This is a genomic window from Tropicimonas sediminicola, assembly GCF_900188335.1.
Lineage (GTDB): Bacteria > Pseudomonadota > Alphaproteobacteria > Rhodobacterales > Rhodobacteraceae > Tropicimonas > Tropicimonas sediminicola.
In genome coordinates this window covers 1-13,993 of sequence record NZ_FZOY01000003.1, presented here as the reverse complement: position 1 = coordinate 13,993, position 13,993 = coordinate 1, and the positions used below count along the sequence as shown (strand labels likewise).

The following is a 13,993-nucleotide window of genomic DNA, read 5'->3' as shown; positions in this document are numbered from 1 at the left end:
ACGTTCGTCCTGCGCACCCGCGTGCCATAGTCGATCACGCCCGATCCAGGATGACCTCCCCCTCAACTGGCCCGGTGGCTGATCGAATCGTTCACAAACGGGGAACGATCGTCCAGTATCGGCGAGTTGCAAACTCAACTGTTTCCGGAGGGGGGATTCAAATGTTCAAGTTCGCTCAGTTCTCGTTCGCGGCAATCGCGCTGGCAGTGTCGTCGACGGCTGCCATTGGCCAGGAAATCTACGCTGAAGTTGCCGGATGGAATGTCCGCATCAGCGAAGGGCTCAAGGGCTGCGCCATCGAAAGGACCGATGCCGACGGTTTCCAGACCCAGATTGGAATCGACGGCAATGAAGAGCTTGGCTACCTGGCGCTCTTCACGCTCGCTGACGCAGGCATCGACAGCCGCGACACGATCATCACCCATTTCGATCTCGACGGTGAGAAGTTCGAAGGCGGTTCGGTCAGAAAGGTCGATGGCGCCTACCAGGGCGGCTACGTCTACTTCAACAATCCGAAGTTCGCCTACGATCTGGCGAAGAAACAGACCCTGACCATTACCGCGGAGAGCGGCCGCGAAATCGTTGTCGACCTGACCGGCACGAACGACGCGATGAAGGTGCTCGAGGAGTGCCAGGCGTCCCAGATGTAATCGAGTCGCCGGGAGAAATGCTGGAAGGCGCGGCTTCTCGATGAAGGTCGCCTTCCAGATCGACAGAACCGTTCTGCTCCAGACAGCCGGCAGGCCGTGGGCCGTTTCGCCCGCCCACGGCCTTGCCGCATCAATTACTGCGCCCGGGTCCAGGTCTGGCCGCGACAGATCGGACCGACGCAGCCCGAGACCTTGAGCGTGTCACCGGAGAGGCTCATCTTGGAACTGTAGGTCTTGTCGCGGTCCGGGGCCCAGATCTTGCCGCCGGAATACTTGCCGCCGCCGTTCGCCGCCATGTCCCAGATCATCCGCTTGCCGACCTTGTCGGAGGCGATGGGCTTGCCGGAGCCGTCGAAGGCCTTGCCGAGCGTGCCGCAGATCTGCCCGCCGCAATCGGCGATGGTGACATGGGCGAAATTGCCGTCGTCGCCGGGCTCCGTCTTCCAGGTTCCGAAGACCGGATCGGCGGCGCCGGCGCCCGCCAGCAGAATCAGCCCGGCGGCGGCCGTCGCAATGCGTTTCATGGTGTGTCCTCCCGTTGCTGGCGCCAGCCTGTCGCGCAAGCGGCCCGGCGATCAACAATGACGTCCCGTCGCTTTGCATCTCCCCTCGCGCCGTGGCAGAAGCCCACGCGAAACAACAGCCCGGACCCCGACCATGATCCTCTATCCCGCCATCGACCTGAAGGACGGTAACTGCGTGCGCCTGCTCAAGGGCGACATGGACAAGGCAACCGTCTTCGGCAGCGACCCGGCCGCACAGGCCCGTCAGTTCGAGGAAGCCGGCTGCGAGTGGCTGCACCTCGTCGACCTGAACGGCGCCTTTGCCGGCGAACCGGTGAACGCCGCAGCGGTGGAGGCGATTCTCGCTGCCGTCTCGGTGCCGGTCCAGCTCGGTGGCGGCATCCGCACGCTCGAGACCATCGAGATGTGGCTGAACAAGGGGGTGAGCCGGGTGATCCTGGGCACGGTTGCGGTGGAGAACCCCGAGCTTGTGCGCGAAGCTGCCCAGCTCTTCCCGGGCCGCGTCGCCGTGGGGCTCGATGCGCGCAACGGCAAGGTCGCGACGCGCGGCTGGGCCGAGGAGACCGACATGACCGTGACCGATCTCGCCGGCCGGCTGGAGGATGCCGGCATCGCCGCGATCATCTATACCGACATCGACCGCGACGGCGCCATGCAGGGACCGAACGTCGAGGCCACGGCCGCCCTCGCCCGCGCCACCACGATCCCGGTGATCGCCTCCGGCGGGGTGTCTTCGCTGGCGGACCTGATCGCCCTGCGCGACGCTGTGGGAATTTCCGGCGCGATCTCGGGCCGGGCACTCTATGACGGCGCCATCGACCTGCGGGAGGCGCTGTCCGCCCTCTAGTTGCCGGCCGCTGCTGCCGTGAGCTTGGACAGGGCCCCGGCCATCATGGCGAGGTAGGGCGCGTCGTCGACGATATCCATGTCGTCGAACATTTCCTCCGGCTCCTGGTAGGCAAGCCAGACCTTGCCCTCGCCGTCCTCGTAGACCAGCACCCGCAGCGGCAGCACGAGGCCGGCCAACGGGTCGTCCTGCATCGCGGGCGTTCCGAGCTTGGGGTTGCCGAAGATCAGCAGCTGCGCATCGGCAAGCTCCATATCGACCGAAGCCGCCCCGGCGGCGTGGTCGACCCGGGCGAAGACCGTGGCGCCGGCACTGCCGACGGCGGCCTCCAGGGCATCCATCGTGGCTCCGACATCCGACGCGGACTGGACCCGGACGAAATCGTCGTCATCGGCCATGGCGGTCGTTGCCATCGTCACGGCAAGGGCGGTCGCAGCGAGCAGTTTCAAGGCAGATCTCCTCTCGTTTCCGGCGGGCGCTTGCCCCGTGCTCCAACACTCTGGCCTCTCGCCCCGAATGACCATAAAAGATCGCGTGATCACCCGAGGACCGCATTTCCCATGCTCAAGACCCGCATCATCCCCTGCCTCGACGTCAAGGAAGGCCGTGTCGTCAAGGGCGTGAACTTCGTCGACCTGGTCGACGCCGGCGATCCGGTGGAAGCCGCCAAGGCCTATGACGCCGCCGGCGCCGACGAGCTGTGCTTCCTCGACATCAACGCCACCCACGAGAACCGCGGGACGATGTACGACCTCGCCACGCGGACGGCCGAGCAGTGCTTCATGCCGCTGACCATCGGCGGCGGGGTGCGCACGCCCGAAGACGTGCGGGCGCTGCTGCTTGCCGGGGCGGACAAGGTGAGTTTCAACTCCGCCGCCGTGGCCAACCCGGATGTGGTGGCGAAATCGGCGGAACGCTTCGGCAGCCAGTGCATCGTGGTGGCGATCGACGCCAAGACGGTGAGCCCCGGCAAGTGGGAGATCTTCACCCACGGCGGCCGCAAGCCCACGGGCATCGATGCGGTCGAATTTGCACGAACGGTGGTGGCCAAGGGAGCGGGCGAGATCCTGCTGACCTCGATGGACCGCGACGGAACGCGCGCCGGGTTCAACCTTCCGCTCACGCGGGCGATCTCGGATGCCGTCCACGTGCCCGTCATCGCGTCCGGCGGCGTCGGCACACTCGACCACCTCGTCGAAGGAGTGACCGAGGGCGGGGCCAGTGCGGTGCTCGCCGCCTCGATCTTCCACTTCGGGGATTTCACCATCCGCGAGGCCAAGGAACATATGGCCGCTGCAGGGATTCCCGTACGGCTGAACTGATCCGGCCCGGGACCGAGGCCCGACCCGGCCGCCGCGGCTTCTCCGGACAGAAGAAGGACATGACATGAGCGCCCTGTATCGACTGGCCGAGACGATCGAAGCCCGCAAGGGCGCAGACCCGGAAAGCTCCTGGACCGCGAAGCTCCTCGCCAAGGGGCCCGAGAAATGCGCCGAGAAATTCGGCGAGGAGGCCGTCGAAGCGATCATCGAGGCGGTCAAGGGCGACCGCGCGCGGCTGGTCAGCGAGGCGGCGGATTCGCTGTATCACCTGCTGGTCATGTGCGCGGCACGCGACGTCGGGCTCGCGGAGATCGAGGCGGAACTCGCCCGCCGCGAAGGCCGGTCGGGAATCGAGGAAAAGGCCGCCCGCTAGGCCACCTGGCTCCGGATCTGCGCGAGGCTCATGGAGCCGAAGAGACGAGGCAGCTCGACCTTCGGGCAGCGATCCTGAACCTCCGTGACGCCGCGTGCCTGCGCGAGCGCCGCGGCCTCGGGGTTGCGCACGCCGATCTGCATCCAGACGGTCTTGAGCCCGGGCAGGCTTTCGAGCGCCTCCTCGACCACCGGCAGAACCTGTTCGGACCGGCGGAAGATGTCGACCATGTCCACCGGCGCGTCGATCTCGGAAAGCCGCGCAACCACCCGTTCGCCAAACAGCGTAGCGCCGGCCTGACCAGGATTGACTGGAATCACCCGATAGCCCCGGGCGCGCAGGAACTCCGACACGTAGTGGCTCGGCCGCTCCGGGCGCGGCGATGCGCCGACGCAGGCGATGACGCGGGTGCGCCGGAAGATGTCACGCAGGATATCGTCGGACGGGATCACGGGATTTGCAGCCTTCCATCACAAGAAAAAGGCGCCCGGGTTCAATCGCCGGGCGCCAGTACGGAACGAGGGACAGTGCAGCAGGTTGCGGAGGTTCCAGATCCGCAACCCGTGAATCAAATGTAGTTACGCAAACGCCACATCCAAGAGGCCGAATAAGGGGGATAACGGGTTTGTTACCAAAGGGCTTACGCCATCCTGCTCGAGCAGATTCGCAGGTCAATCGAACAGGTCCCCCAACTCGTCGAAGGCATCTTCGACGAGATCCTTGATCCAGGATTTGCGCTTCTTCTTTTTCGACTTGGTTTTCTTTTTCGGCCGGTCGTGGAGCTGACCGCGCGACGGGGCGGAGACGGGCGTCCGAGCGGCCGTATCCGCGGGCAGGCTCTTCAACTGGCGCAGCGGGGCGCCGCAGGCCGAACACACGAGTTCGTGCCGGTCGCTGCCCAGCACCAGGGCAGCCCGGGTGCCGCAATAGCAGCAGGTGGCGATCTTCGTTGTTCGGTGCATGCGTCAGCCCTGATCTTGCTTCCTCGTAGCATATAGGGCGACTGCGGCCGCATTGGAGACGTTGAGCGAGCCGAACGCACCGGCGGCGGGAATACGAACGATCTGGTCGCAGGTCTTGCGGGTCCGGTCGCGCAATCCCGGCCCCTCGGCACCCAGCACCAGCGCAAGCGGGCGATCGGCAAAGGCCGCCGCTGCCTCCGCAAGGTCCCCCTCCCCGTCGCCGTCCAGACCGATCAGCACGTAGCCCATGTCCCGCAGCACTTCCATGCTGTCGGCCAGGTTCCGCACCCGCACATAGGCCTGACGCTCCAGCGCGCCCGAAGCGGTCTTGGCAAGGGCACCGGTTTCCGGCGCGGAATGGTGATGGGGGGCGATGACGGCGCGGGCCCCGAACACCTCGGACGAACGCAGGATGGCCCCGACATTGTGCGGATCGGTGACGCGGTCCAGCAGCACGAGACGCGGCGCACCCTGCCCCGGCTCGCAGAGATCCTCGAACTTGCCCCAATCCAGCGGCTTCACCTCGAGCGCCGCGCCCTGGTGCACCGAGCCCGGGTCCAGCGGCACTGGAAATTTCCGCGGATCGGCGATCTCGGGCTCCATGCCGCTCTCGGCGATCGCCTCGGCCAGCTTGTCGGCGGCGTTGCGCGTCACCACGAGCCGCAGCCGCGCCCGCGCCGGGTTGCACAGCGCGTCCCGCACCGCGTGCAGACCGAAAAGCCAGAGCGTTTCCGCCGCGGCGGCCCTGCGGGCGCGTTCCTTGTCGATCACCCAGGAGGGTTTCTTCATCACAGCCATCCTTTTCCTTCCCCTGCCCCTGCCCCGCGACGGGAGAAATGGCAAGCCTCCCCGGCAGGATGGCGTCTTCTTGGCGGAAATACCCCCGCCGGAGGCAAGAAAACCTCTGCGAGAGCTCGGTGACAGCTCCTTCGCCGGTGGCTCAAACCCCGCATGGCCGAAGCGGCATCAGCCCTCGCTCGGCGCACCGGTTCTGGACCGGCAGGGCCCGAACAGCACGGCAAGGAGCAGGATCAGCCCGGAGGTTGTGGCGATCATCCCGGCCGCACTGACCGCATTGGTCCCTCCCAGCCACAGGGGCCCGTAACCGGCAAGCACGTAGCCCATCACGGCCGAGATCACGGCGAAGACGACCGACCAGGCGATCTGCCTCTCAAGACGGTTCGTCATCAGCCGGGCGGCGGCCGGCGGGCAGATGAACATCGCGATGACGATGATCGAGCCCACCGCATCGAAAGCCGCGACAGCCGCCACCGCCGAGACGACCACCAGCGCCATGCCGAGCGCGCCGGTGCGCATGCCGAGCCCCTGCGCAAAGCCTTCGTCGAAGGTGGAGATCTTCAGCGGGCGCCAGAACAGCCACAGGAACGCCGAGACGCCGATCAGGGTGATGAAGATCCGCCCCAGCTCCGGCGGCAGGCCGGCAAGCGCCACGGGATCGAGGAGCGAGGCCCAGCCCATCGCGTCCAGCCAGATGAGGGATTCGAGGTTGCCCATCAACGCATGCTCGACGTCGAGGTGAACGGTCGAGGTGTCGGACCGCTCCAGCAGCAGCACCCCGCCCGCGAACATCGCGGTGAAGACCACGCCCATCGCGGCGCCGGTCTCGATCCGGCCAAGGCGGCGGATCGCTTCGATCAGCACCACGGCGAGGATGGAGGCGAGCGCCGCCCCGATCATCATCGGCCAGGCCGTCACCGTGCCGGTCACCAGGAAGGCCACGACGATCCCCGGCAGCACCACATGGCTGATCGCGTCCCCGATCAGCGCCTGCCTGCGCAGCACGAGGAAGTTGCCCGGAAGCGCGCAGGCGACTGCGGTGAACACCCCGATCAGGATCGGGGTCAGGCTCAGGGGGACGAATTCCGCGCCGCTCATGCCGGCACCTCCCTCGGGCCGCCGATCCTGTCGTCGATCTCGGCGATCTGGTCGGGGGTCAACACGGTCTCGATGTCCCGCAGTCCGTCATGCAGGCTGGAGACCTCCTCGTAGTCGGGCGATCGGTGCACCACCTGCCAGCGGTGCTCGTCGCGCAGGGCGCGGGCTGCGCGGGCGCGGCCGGCCTCGGTCGGGATGCCGTCCGGGCGGGCCAGACCCTCGCGGGCGAGAAGCCGGATAGTCAGCGGCTCGTAGACCGGCTGTCCCTGGGCGAGCGCCAGCAGCCCCTGCCGGATGTGAACCTTGCGCTGGAACTGGCGGTGGCGGAGATAGGCGGCAAGCACGCCTCGCTCGGGCGCGAAGAACAGCGAGATCACGAAGAGCCCGAAGCAGACGAGGACGATGATCGGGCCTGTCGGCAGCGCCGGGGCCGAAGCCGAGATCGCCGCCCCGAGGAAGCCCGAAAGCCCGCCGATGACGCCCGCATAAGCCACGACGCGCTCGCTGCGCTCGGTCCAGAAACGCGCGGTGACCGGCGGAATGATCAGCAGCGCCACGATCAGGATCAGCCCGACGATCTTCAGGCCGACCACCGTCACCGCCAGAACGAGGCCCATGGTCATCAGGTCCACCCGGTCCGGATCGACACCGATGGAGCGCGCGTAATCCGCATCGAAGGCCACCAGCGTCATCGGCCGGCGCAGCAGCAGGACAAGCGCCAGCGTCAGCGCCCCGCCGGTGGCGATGATCACCGCATCCTGCATCAGCATCCCCGCCGTGGAGCCGAGCAGCAGCCCGTCGAGCCCCGCCTGGCGCCCCGCCTGCATGTTCTGGATCACGGTCAGCAGCACGACACCGAACCCGAAAAAGGCCGACAGAACGGCCCCGATCGCGGAATCCTCGGCCAGACGCGTGCGGCGCGTGATCGCCTGCACGCAGAGCAGGCCGATCCAGGCCGAGAGCGCCGAGCCGAGCATCAACCCCGCCAGGTTGCGCCCGTCGCCGCCAAGAGCGACCATCGCGATGAAGGCGATGCCCACGCCGGGCAGGGTCGCGTGGCTGATCGCATCGGCGACCAACGCCCGCTTGCGCAGGAACAGGAAAGTGCCGGTGACACCAGCGGAAATGCCCAGCAAGGCAGCCCCGACCGCGACGAGGGTCGCGTTGTAACCCAATTGCAGTGTCAGCGCCTCGAGGAACATCGGGATCAGTGGGCCGCGAGTTCGAGATCGTCGATTTGCGCGGTGGCAAGACGGCCACCGTAGGCGGCCTGCAGGTTGGCCGCGGTGAAGGCATCTGCCACCGCCCCTTCCGCCACCTTGCGAACGTTGATCAGGAAGACCCGGTCGAAGTAGTCGGTGACGGTTGCGAGGTCATGATGCACGGCCACCACCGTCCTGCCCTGCCGATTGAGGGTTTTCAGGACGTCGATGATCGCCTTCTCGGTCGCGGCATCCACGCCGGCGAAAGGCTCGTCGAGCAGGTAGAGCTCCGCATCCTGCGCCAGCGCCCTGGCCAGGAACACCCGCTGCTGCTGGCCGCCGGAGAGCTGGCCGATCTGGCGCTCGGCGAAGTCGGCCATGCCGACCCGGTCGAGGCAGTCCAGCGCCCGGGCCCGATGTTGCGCATTGAGCCGCCCGAGCAGCCCAAGTTGCCGGTAAAGGCCCATGAGCACCACATCGAGGACGCGGGTCGGGAAATCCCAATCCACGCTGGCGCGTTGCGGTACATAGGCGATCCGGTGCCGCTGGTTCCTGAGAGGCTTGCCGTAGACCGTGATCGCGCCCGAAAGCGGTCGGATCACCCCGAGCGCCGCCTTCAGGAGCGTCGACTTGCCTGCGCCGTTCGGGCCGATGATCGCCGTCATCGAGCCATCGCGGAAGGTCGCGTCGACGGAGAAGACCGCCGGCTTCTCGCCGTAGGAGACGGTCAGGCCGCGGATCGCCAGCGGGCTTTCCGATACACTGTCGTCCGGCAGGGGCTGGCCGTGGTCGGTTGCGAGTTCCAGATGCGCCATGGCCTTGTCCTCAGATCCCGGCAGAGAGCTTGCCGTTCATGCCGCGCCCCGGGGCCGTGCCTCCGAGCGCCGACGCGATGACGGTCACGTTGTGGTCGATCATGCCGATGTAGGTGCCCTCGTAGCTGTCCGGCTGGCCCATCGCGTCGGAAAAGAGCTCCCCGCCGATCCGAACCTCGTGCCCGCGCGCCGCCGCCCCCTCGATCAGGGCGCGGATGTTGCGGTCGGAGACCGAGCTTTCGCCAAAGACCGCCGCAACCTCGCGTTCGACCAGCACATCCACAAGCTCTCCGATCCGGTTGAGCCCGGCCTCGGACTCGGTCGAGATCCCCTGGATTCCCAGAACCTCGAAACCGTACGCGCGGCCGAAATAGCTGAAGGCGTCATGCGCCGTCACCAGAACCCGGCTCTGCTCGGGCACCGTGGCGAGCACGTCGCGCGCATAGGTGTCGAGCTGGGCGATATCGGCCTCGAGGGCCTCCGCGTTGGCCTCCAGAGCCGCCTCCTGCCCCGGCAGCACGCCGGCCAGCGCCTCGCGCACGACCGGGACGACCTGCGCCCAGATCTCCGGAACCATCCAGACATGGGGATCGAACTTGTCGGCGTAATCCGGGTGGCTGAGCAGGAGATCCCGCGGCAGCGCATCCGCGACGGCCAGAACATTTCCCCGGCTTTCGAGCTTGTGGAAGAATTCCTCCATCTGCGCTTCGAGATAGAGCCCATGCCAGAGGACCAGATCGGCTTTCGTCATGGCGACGATGTCGGTGCGGGTCTGGCGATAGGAATGCGGGTCGACACCCGGCCCCATCAGACCGCGGACAGAGACCAGATCGCCGCCGACCCGCGTCGCCAGGTCGGCGATCATGCCCGTGGTTGCGACGACGTCGAGCGGCGCCGCGGCCAACCCCGCGCGGGGCATCAACCCGCCGGCGAGTGCGCTCGCCCCCATCGCTGCCAACAGCGTTCGTCTTTGCATGGCCACCTTCTCCGAAACAGGATCCGCCGCCCGCCGCGCCGGGTCACCGGGCGGCGACGTTGCAACATGTATATGAAACTCGTTCGCAAGAAGTCAACGAAATTGAGAACGATTATCAGGTGCAGGAAACGACGCGCGCCCTACCCGTCACAGCGCCGCTCGGATCTCCACACACCACCGAAAATTTCCGGTTGACCCCGCCCAGCCGCAAAGCTATTCCCGCCCGGCGTCGGGCGACGTGCTGCAAGGTGCGGCAGCGGACTGTAACTCCGCCGGGGAGACCCATGCCTGGTTCGATTCCAGGGTCGCCCACCATCTTCATTCTTTTCCGTTAGTTGGCCCCAAAAACTGTAAGGTTGGGACCCTAACAAAGATGGTAAGCCCTCTTCCCCAATATCTGTTCAAGCGCGGCGAGACGTTTTTCGTGCGGTACACTGTGCCTCAGGAACTCGTGGCAACCGTGGGCCGAAAGGAAATCGTTCGGTCGCTGAAGACCAAGAACCTAACCGATGCTGTCTACAGCCGGGACATGGTTCTGGACGAAATCAGAAAGACTGCTCTCAACGGCAATCCTATGCCAATGACGGCTCCCCCGTCTGGCGACAAGGAAACGACCGTGAAGGAAGCAGCCCATCGTTGGCTGCAACTGGCTGACGGAATCCGCCCTTCGACCCGCTATCGCTACCAGAGGTATCTCGGTCGCTTCATCAATTGGTCGGGAAACGTTGGTGTCTCTGAGTTGAACCGCGAGTTGGCCCTGAGGTTCTACGACCACCTACGGCAGACGCCCTCCCCTCGGACCGGCAAGCTGATCAGCGAGCGCACCCTGCTTTCCTACACCAACTGCCTCGCCTCATTCTGGAAGGTCCTGGACTACTGGAGCCTCGTTGACCCGGAAGCGAAGAACCCCTTCTCAGGGTTGAACCGAAAACTCCCCGGCAAGCGGAAGACGGTCAACAGACCTCCGCGAGTTCTACGCCCGGTAACCCGAGCGGAGGCCGAGAGGTTGCTCGCATATATCGCTGGGGCAGACCGAATGAAGTACCGGCGCGAAATGACGGTTATCATTCGGCTGCTGTGGTCGACCGGCTGTCGGCTAAACGAAGTATGCTCCCTGTTGCTGTCCGACATTGAAGACAGAGGCGACCACATCGAGTTGAATATCCGAGAGGCCAAGACCGACGCTGGCAATCGAGTGGTGATGATTGTCGATGCCAGCGACATGGAACTCCTGAGGGAGACAATCCGCTTCGCGCTCATCACTGAGCCTCTCGATCACCGAAACAAGGGGATGCTCTTCCCACGCCTTCGCAGGGGCGGTTACGACCTAAAGGCAAATTGGTATGTCGGGAAAGCCTTGGAGGCTGCCAGGAAAGCGGACCCCGAGCATGATGGAACATGGGACATGCACAGCTTTAGGAGGAACGCTGTGTCAGCCCTGATCAACGCAGGTGTTGCCAAGGAGGCAAGGAACCTCGTGATTGGTCACTCCAATAAGGACGACATTGGAATGGACGTCTACGCCAAGCATGGCGACCTCAGGGAAATCGTCTTGGTGACCTTCAGGGCACTGATGGAGGAACTAGGAGGGGCGCTCCAAGTCTCCACCTGAGTCCCCCGACCATCCCCAAGAACAACGAGCTCTTATACTTCTTCATTGGAGAACAACGACCATGATCAGCATTGCCAAGACCACCATCGCTCAGAGCATCCATGAACGCATCTGCCTTCTGTACATGAGGGTCGAAGCCGACGACTGCCTGTCCAACCACATCGCCCACCTGAGCCGGTCTGTCGGCTACGATGGCGGAGCCTCAGGAACCACCGACAGGCAAGACCTAGAGAAGCAGTTGGTCGATGCTCTGTGGGCTTACGAAGAGATAACAGGCGAGGCGCACCCCGCAGGAGAACTCCTGGACGCCTAGCGGCAGAGCGGATAGCGGCTGAGCGCCTAGCGGCTGGACACGCGGGAGTTATCCGTTGATTGTCTGAGCACCCGAGGTAGTACCTGAGGGGCCATCGGTATTCCGCCGGTGGTCCCTTTCATACGAGTATAAGTGTTTGTCCCTTGAGCTTCGCATCTTGAACAGAACGAACTAATCAACAATTGACCACTGACGCTTCACGTCCACTTTGGCTATCGTCGGATTACAGGCACTCTGACAAAATGCATAAGAGAATCTTTAGTTCCTTCTTTAGGCTCGCTGCATGGATTGGGCCCACAATTTTGGCCCTTGCTATTACGGTAATGCTCACAATGACCCCAGAAGAGGTCAAACTGAATTTCTGTCAATGGATAACTGGACGCGGGCAAGATTGCCTCTCTGACCTGAACCCAATTCTACCTTGGCTTGGCGTTGCTGTAGTCTTAATTTTCACTCTCTTGGTGGCCCTTTTCAGAAGGGAAGAAGTGCACCAAATGGTCACTTCTGGAAAGCCTGTGCTTAACAACGATGGCATCATCACGGTTGGGCAATCCGGAGGGAATAACACTATCAACCGTGAACCTAGCGCGCCCCCTCAGAGGACACTTACGGACACTCAACAGTCCATTATTCTGATGAATCTTTCCAGGACTCCACCAAGCACAGTAACCGTTGTTCGATCACGATCGAGGGAAGCTCAAGGTTTCTCCGAAAAGATCGAAAACCTATTGGAGAGGGCTGGCTGGAAGGTGTTGCATTTGCTTCCTTTCACGGATGATCGTGGCCAAGTCTATGACGGAATCATGATTGGGCACATAGGCGAAAAAACCCCACAGTTTATCTGTCTTGCAGATAGCTTGAGGGCTGCGGGCATTCCGGTGTCGGAGTCAGAGATCAACGGAAACATAGATACTCCAATCCTGATCGAAGTAGGTTCCGTTCCAATGCCGAGGTTTCAGGAAGTGATCGACAAGTTATAGAGTTAGGCCGAATTTTCTACAAAAAATCTGAAGAGGTATATATCGCAGGGCGCGTCGGTCTTCCCCCGGTGCACCCTAGGTCCACAGCCAACACACCTGAGGCCCACCCCCAACCAACCAGCGACCACGACCGAACATCCTAGGCCCTGCCAGCGAAGACAAGCCAGGGGGGGGGGGGGGGGCTCTCTGTGTCGCCTGATCCGATTGGGCTGAACGCCTCGTGGCTGAGCGTCTATCGGCTGATCCTCTCCGACACGACAACAACAAGCGAGTTCGATTATGTTCACTCGCAGTCAACCTTGAGATTACAGAGGGTTAACCTTGAGGCTGTCAGGGTCTTGTACGGGTTGACCGCCGAACGGCTGAGTGACCAGCGCCAAAAGCGTGGACACCCATAACAAGAGAGAACCGCTTGATGGCTGAACGCTTGGTGGCTGAGCGTCTAGGTGGAGCGGGGGTGAACCTTGGGTTGGCCTTGAGGTGACCTGGGGGACTCGGGGTTGATAACTATGCATTAGGTACAAACACCGCACTTCCCTGAAAAGTTGCCATTAGGTAAGTAGACGCCCGTGCGCACTGGCGCACCCAAAGTCCTTGTTTTGTTGGGCTGAGCGGGAGCGGTTGAAAACCTCGCATTAGGTACAAACACCGCACTTCCCTGAAAACTTCCCATTAGGAAAATAGACACCCAATCTCGTCTAGCACTCACCATGTCCCAGGGCGTCCTTCGGCTTTTTCAGGACACCACTCATAACAACCCCAAAGCACCTCAGCCCCACTCAGGGCATTCCCGAGGCACGCTCCTATTCCACTCTGACCCTACCGCTTGGCGCTATCGTGCCAATCCACTCCCTTTTTCATACCAACTCAGCTTTCCCAGAACATTCGGGAAATCGCCTGATCATTTGGAGGCGTTCCAATGTCCGTATTTGAAGCCAGCATGAAAATCACAGACCCAACTACAGGGTCCACCAAACTCAATCGACTGTTCACCATGCGTGCCGCGAGTGCAGACCAAGTTGTCGCCCGAGCAAAAACCCTCGGGCTTACAGTAAGCAAGCCAGGTGAACTTATCGTCTATCGGTTCTAAATTCCTATCATCTAATGAAAGACCATCAAATCGACCGTGCGGGGGTGGAGAAGACTTCACCACCGTCCCAATCCCTTTGCCCGAACTGTGGAGCGTTGTTCCCATATCGCTCCAACAAAACCTACTGTTCTCCGAAGTGTCGTTATACCCACTCGAAAAGAAACCAACGGCGCAGCAAGCCGGAGAACGCATCCGCAAGCACAACGAAAGCGAGACAACAATATGAGAAATTTGAATTGGCTGCTCGGATGGCAGAGCGTCTATATTCTATGCCTAGCTTTGAACGGCTCGGTTATCTTGAAACTATTGTGAGGCTGGCTCGTGATGGTCATTCACTGAACTTGCCCCCATTTGACCGGACACCTACGCGGTTTCGGTTTGGGCCCTTATGAACTCGCGGGGCGAGCGCCATTTCAGGCCGGAGTGTGGGT

At 63.1% G+C, this 13,993-nt stretch carries 16 protein-coding genes and 1 tRNA gene; 8 read left to right on the top strand and 9 right to left on the bottom strand.

What is annotated here, in order from left to right; all coding sequences use genetic code 11:
* Positions 1-161: 161 nt before the first annotated feature.
* Positions 162-650 (top strand): hypothetical protein, encoded by a 489-nt coding sequence (locus CHB86_RS08580; protein ID WP_089232636.1) that lies wholly within the window; start codon positions 162-164, stop codon positions 648-650.
* 134 nt (positions 651-784) lie between these two features.
* Here CHB86_RS08580 and CHB86_RS08575 read toward each other — a convergent pair whose 3' ends face one another.
* On the bottom strand, positions 785-1,174 hold the full coding sequence (locus CHB86_RS08575) for a DUF2147 domain-containing protein (protein WP_089232635.1): 390 nt from the start codon (positions 1,172-1,174) through the stop codon (positions 785-787).
* 133 nt (positions 1,175-1,307) lie between these two features.
* Here CHB86_RS08575 and hisA point away from each other — a divergent pair, with 133 nt between their 5' ends.
* Positions 1,308-2,021 (top strand): 1-(5-phosphoribosyl)-5-[(5-phosphoribosylamino)methylideneamino]imidazole-4-carboxamide isomerase, encoded by a 714-nt coding sequence (hisA, locus tag CHB86_RS08570; RefSeq protein ID WP_089232634.1) that lies wholly within the window; start codon positions 1,308-1,310, stop codon positions 2,019-2,021.
* On the opposite strand, the gene CHB86_RS08565 is transcribed toward hisA, so the two are convergent.
* On the bottom strand, positions 2,018-2,434 hold the full coding sequence (locus CHB86_RS08565; protein WP_425445419.1) for a DUF302 domain-containing protein: 417 nt from the start codon (positions 2,432-2,434) through the stop codon (positions 2,018-2,020). The genes hisA and CHB86_RS08565 overlap by 4 nt on opposite strands.
* A 147-nt stretch (positions 2,435-2,581) precedes the next feature.
* On the opposite strand from CHB86_RS08565, the gene hisF reads away from it, so the two are divergent.
* Together hisF and CHB86_RS08555 are read left to right on the top strand one after the other, a co-directional pair.
* Positions 2,582-3,343, top strand: a complete 762-nt coding sequence (gene hisF / locus CHB86_RS08560; protein ID WP_089232633.1) for an imidazole glycerol phosphate synthase subunit HisF — start codon at positions 2,582-2,584, stop codon at positions 3,341-3,343.
* 64 nt (positions 3,344-3,407) lie between these two features.
* The gene (locus CHB86_RS08555) at positions 3,408-3,716 is read left to right on the top strand and encodes a phosphoribosyl-ATP diphosphatase (protein ID WP_089232632.1); all 309 of its coding nucleotides are present in this window, start codon (positions 3,408-3,410) and stop codon (positions 3,714-3,716) included.
* Here the strand turns inward: CHB86_RS08555 and CHB86_RS08550 are convergent.
* The 7 genes from CHB86_RS08550 to CHB86_RS08520 all read right to left on the bottom strand — a co-directional run bounded on the left by CHB86_RS08550 (position 3,713) and on the right by CHB86_RS08520 (position 9,567).
* Positions 3,713-4,165: a CoA-binding protein gene (locus tag CHB86_RS08550; protein WP_089233075.1), complete on the bottom strand. Its 453-nt coding sequence runs from the start codon at positions 4,163-4,165 to the stop codon at positions 3,713-3,715. The two genes, CHB86_RS08555 and CHB86_RS08550, sit on opposite strands and share 4 nt — an antisense overlap.
* A 222-nt stretch (positions 4,166-4,387) precedes the next feature.
* Positions 4,388-4,678: a hypothetical protein gene (locus tag CHB86_RS08545; RefSeq protein WP_089232631.1), complete on the bottom strand. Its 291-nt coding sequence runs from the start codon at positions 4,676-4,678 to the stop codon at positions 4,388-4,390.
* A gap of 3 nt (positions 4,679-4,681) precedes the next feature.
* Entirely contained in the window at positions 4,682-5,467 is a 786-nt protein-coding gene (gene rlmB, locus CHB86_RS08540; RefSeq protein WP_089233074.1) for a 23S rRNA (guanosine(2251)-2'-O)-methyltransferase RlmB, read from the bottom strand.
* Between the two features lie 177 nt (positions 5,468-5,644).
* The gene (locus CHB86_RS08535; RefSeq protein ID WP_089232630.1) at positions 5,645-6,574 is read right to left on the bottom strand and encodes a metal ABC transporter permease; all 930 of its coding nucleotides are present in this window, start codon (positions 6,572-6,574) and stop codon (positions 5,645-5,647) included.
* Complete coding sequence (locus tag CHB86_RS08530) at positions 6,571-7,776, bottom strand: metal ABC transporter permease (RefSeq protein WP_089232629.1); 1,206 nt, start codon at positions 7,774-7,776, stop codon at positions 6,571-6,573. The genes CHB86_RS08535 and CHB86_RS08530 overlap by 4 nt, the downstream gene beginning before the upstream one ends.
* 5 nt (positions 7,777-7,781) lie before the next feature.
* On the bottom strand, positions 7,782-8,591 hold the full coding sequence (locus CHB86_RS08525; RefSeq protein ID WP_089232628.1) for a metal ABC transporter ATP-binding protein: 810 nt from the start codon (positions 8,589-8,591) through the stop codon (positions 7,782-7,784).
* A gap of 10 nt (positions 8,592-8,601) precedes the next feature.
* Positions 8,602-9,567 carry a metal ABC transporter solute-binding protein, Zn/Mn family gene (locus CHB86_RS08520; RefSeq protein ID WP_089232627.1) on the bottom strand — a complete coding sequence of 322 codons (966 nt, stop codon included), beginning with the start codon at positions 9,565-9,567 and terminating at the stop codon, positions 8,602-8,604.
* Between the two features lie 231 nt (positions 9,568-9,798).
* On the opposite strand from CHB86_RS08520, the gene CHB86_RS08515 reads away from it, so the two are divergent.
* The 4 genes from CHB86_RS08515 (at position 9,799) to CHB86_RS24155 (ending at position 12,472) form a co-directional block, all read left to right on the top strand.
* Positions 9,799-9,882 (top strand) — tRNA-Tyr (locus CHB86_RS08515).
* A 58-nt stretch (positions 9,883-9,940) separates the two neighbouring features.
* A complete protein-coding gene (locus tag CHB86_RS08510) occupies positions 9,941-11,179 on the top strand; it encodes a site-specific integrase (protein WP_089232626.1) in 1,239 nt (412 codons plus the stop codon).
* Between the two features lie 61 nt (positions 11,180-11,240).
* Positions 11,241-11,492, top strand: coding sequence for a hypothetical protein (locus CHB86_RS08505; protein ID WP_089232625.1), 252 nt, complete (start codon positions 11,241-11,243; stop codon positions 11,490-11,492).
* A 242-nt stretch (positions 11,493-11,734) separates the two neighbouring features.
* Positions 11,735-12,472 (top strand): hypothetical protein, encoded by a 738-nt coding sequence (locus tag CHB86_RS24155; RefSeq protein ID WP_141134853.1) that lies wholly within the window; start codon positions 11,735-11,737, stop codon positions 12,470-12,472.
* The last annotated feature ends 1,521 nt before the right edge of the window (positions 12,473-13,993 follow it).

Coding starts and splice junctions, on each gene's coding strand:
- CHB86_RS08580 (WP_089232636.1), top strand. CDS start 162: ATGTTCAAGTTCGCTCAGTTCTCGTTCGCGGCAATCGCGCTGGCAGTG.
- CHB86_RS08575 (WP_089232635.1), bottom strand. CDS start 1,174: ATGAAACGCATTGCGACGGCCGCCGCCGGGCTGATTCTGCTGGCGGGC.
- hisA (WP_089232634.1), top strand. CDS start 1,308: ATGATCCTCTATCCCGCCATCGACCTGAAGGACGGTAACTGCGTGCGC.
- CHB86_RS08565 (WP_425445419.1), bottom strand. CDS start 2,434: ATGGCAACGACCGCCATGGCCGATGACGACGATTTCGTCCGGGTCCAG.
- hisF (WP_089232633.1), top strand. CDS start 2,582: ATGCTCAAGACCCGCATCATCCCCTGCCTCGACGTCAAGGAAGGCCGT.
- CHB86_RS08555 (WP_089232632.1), top strand. CDS start 3,408: ATGAGCGCCCTGTATCGACTGGCCGAGACGATCGAAGCCCGCAAGGGC.
- CHB86_RS08545 (WP_089232631.1), bottom strand. CDS start 4,678: ATGCACCGAACAACGAAGATCGCCACCTGCTGCTATTGCGGCACCCGG.
- rlmB (WP_089233074.1), bottom strand. CDS start 5,467: ATGAAGAAACCCTCCTGGGTGATCGACAAGGAACGCGCCCGCAGGGCC.
- CHB86_RS08535 (WP_089232630.1), bottom strand. CDS start 6,574: ATGAGCGGCGCGGAATTCGTCCCCCTGAGCCTGACCCCGATCCTGATC.
- CHB86_RS08530 (WP_089232629.1), bottom strand. CDS start 7,776: ATGTTCCTCGAGGCGCTGACACTGCAATTGGGTTACAACGCGACCCTC.
- CHB86_RS08525 (WP_089232628.1), bottom strand. CDS start 8,591: ATGGCGCATCTGGAACTCGCAACCGACCACGGCCAGCCCCTGCCGGAC.
- CHB86_RS08520 (WP_089232627.1), bottom strand. CDS start 9,567: ATGCAAAGACGAACGCTGTTGGCAGCGATGGGGGCGAGCGCACTCGCC.
- CHB86_RS08510 (WP_089232626.1), top strand. CDS start 9,941: ATGGTAAGCCCTCTTCCCCAATATCTGTTCAAGCGCGGCGAGACGTTT.
- CHB86_RS08505 (WP_089232625.1), top strand. CDS start 11,241: ATGATCAGCATTGCCAAGACCACCATCGCTCAGAGCATCCATGAACGC.
- CHB86_RS24155 (WP_141134853.1), top strand. CDS start 11,735: ATGCATAAGAGAATCTTTAGTTCCTTCTTTAGGCTCGCTGCATGGATT.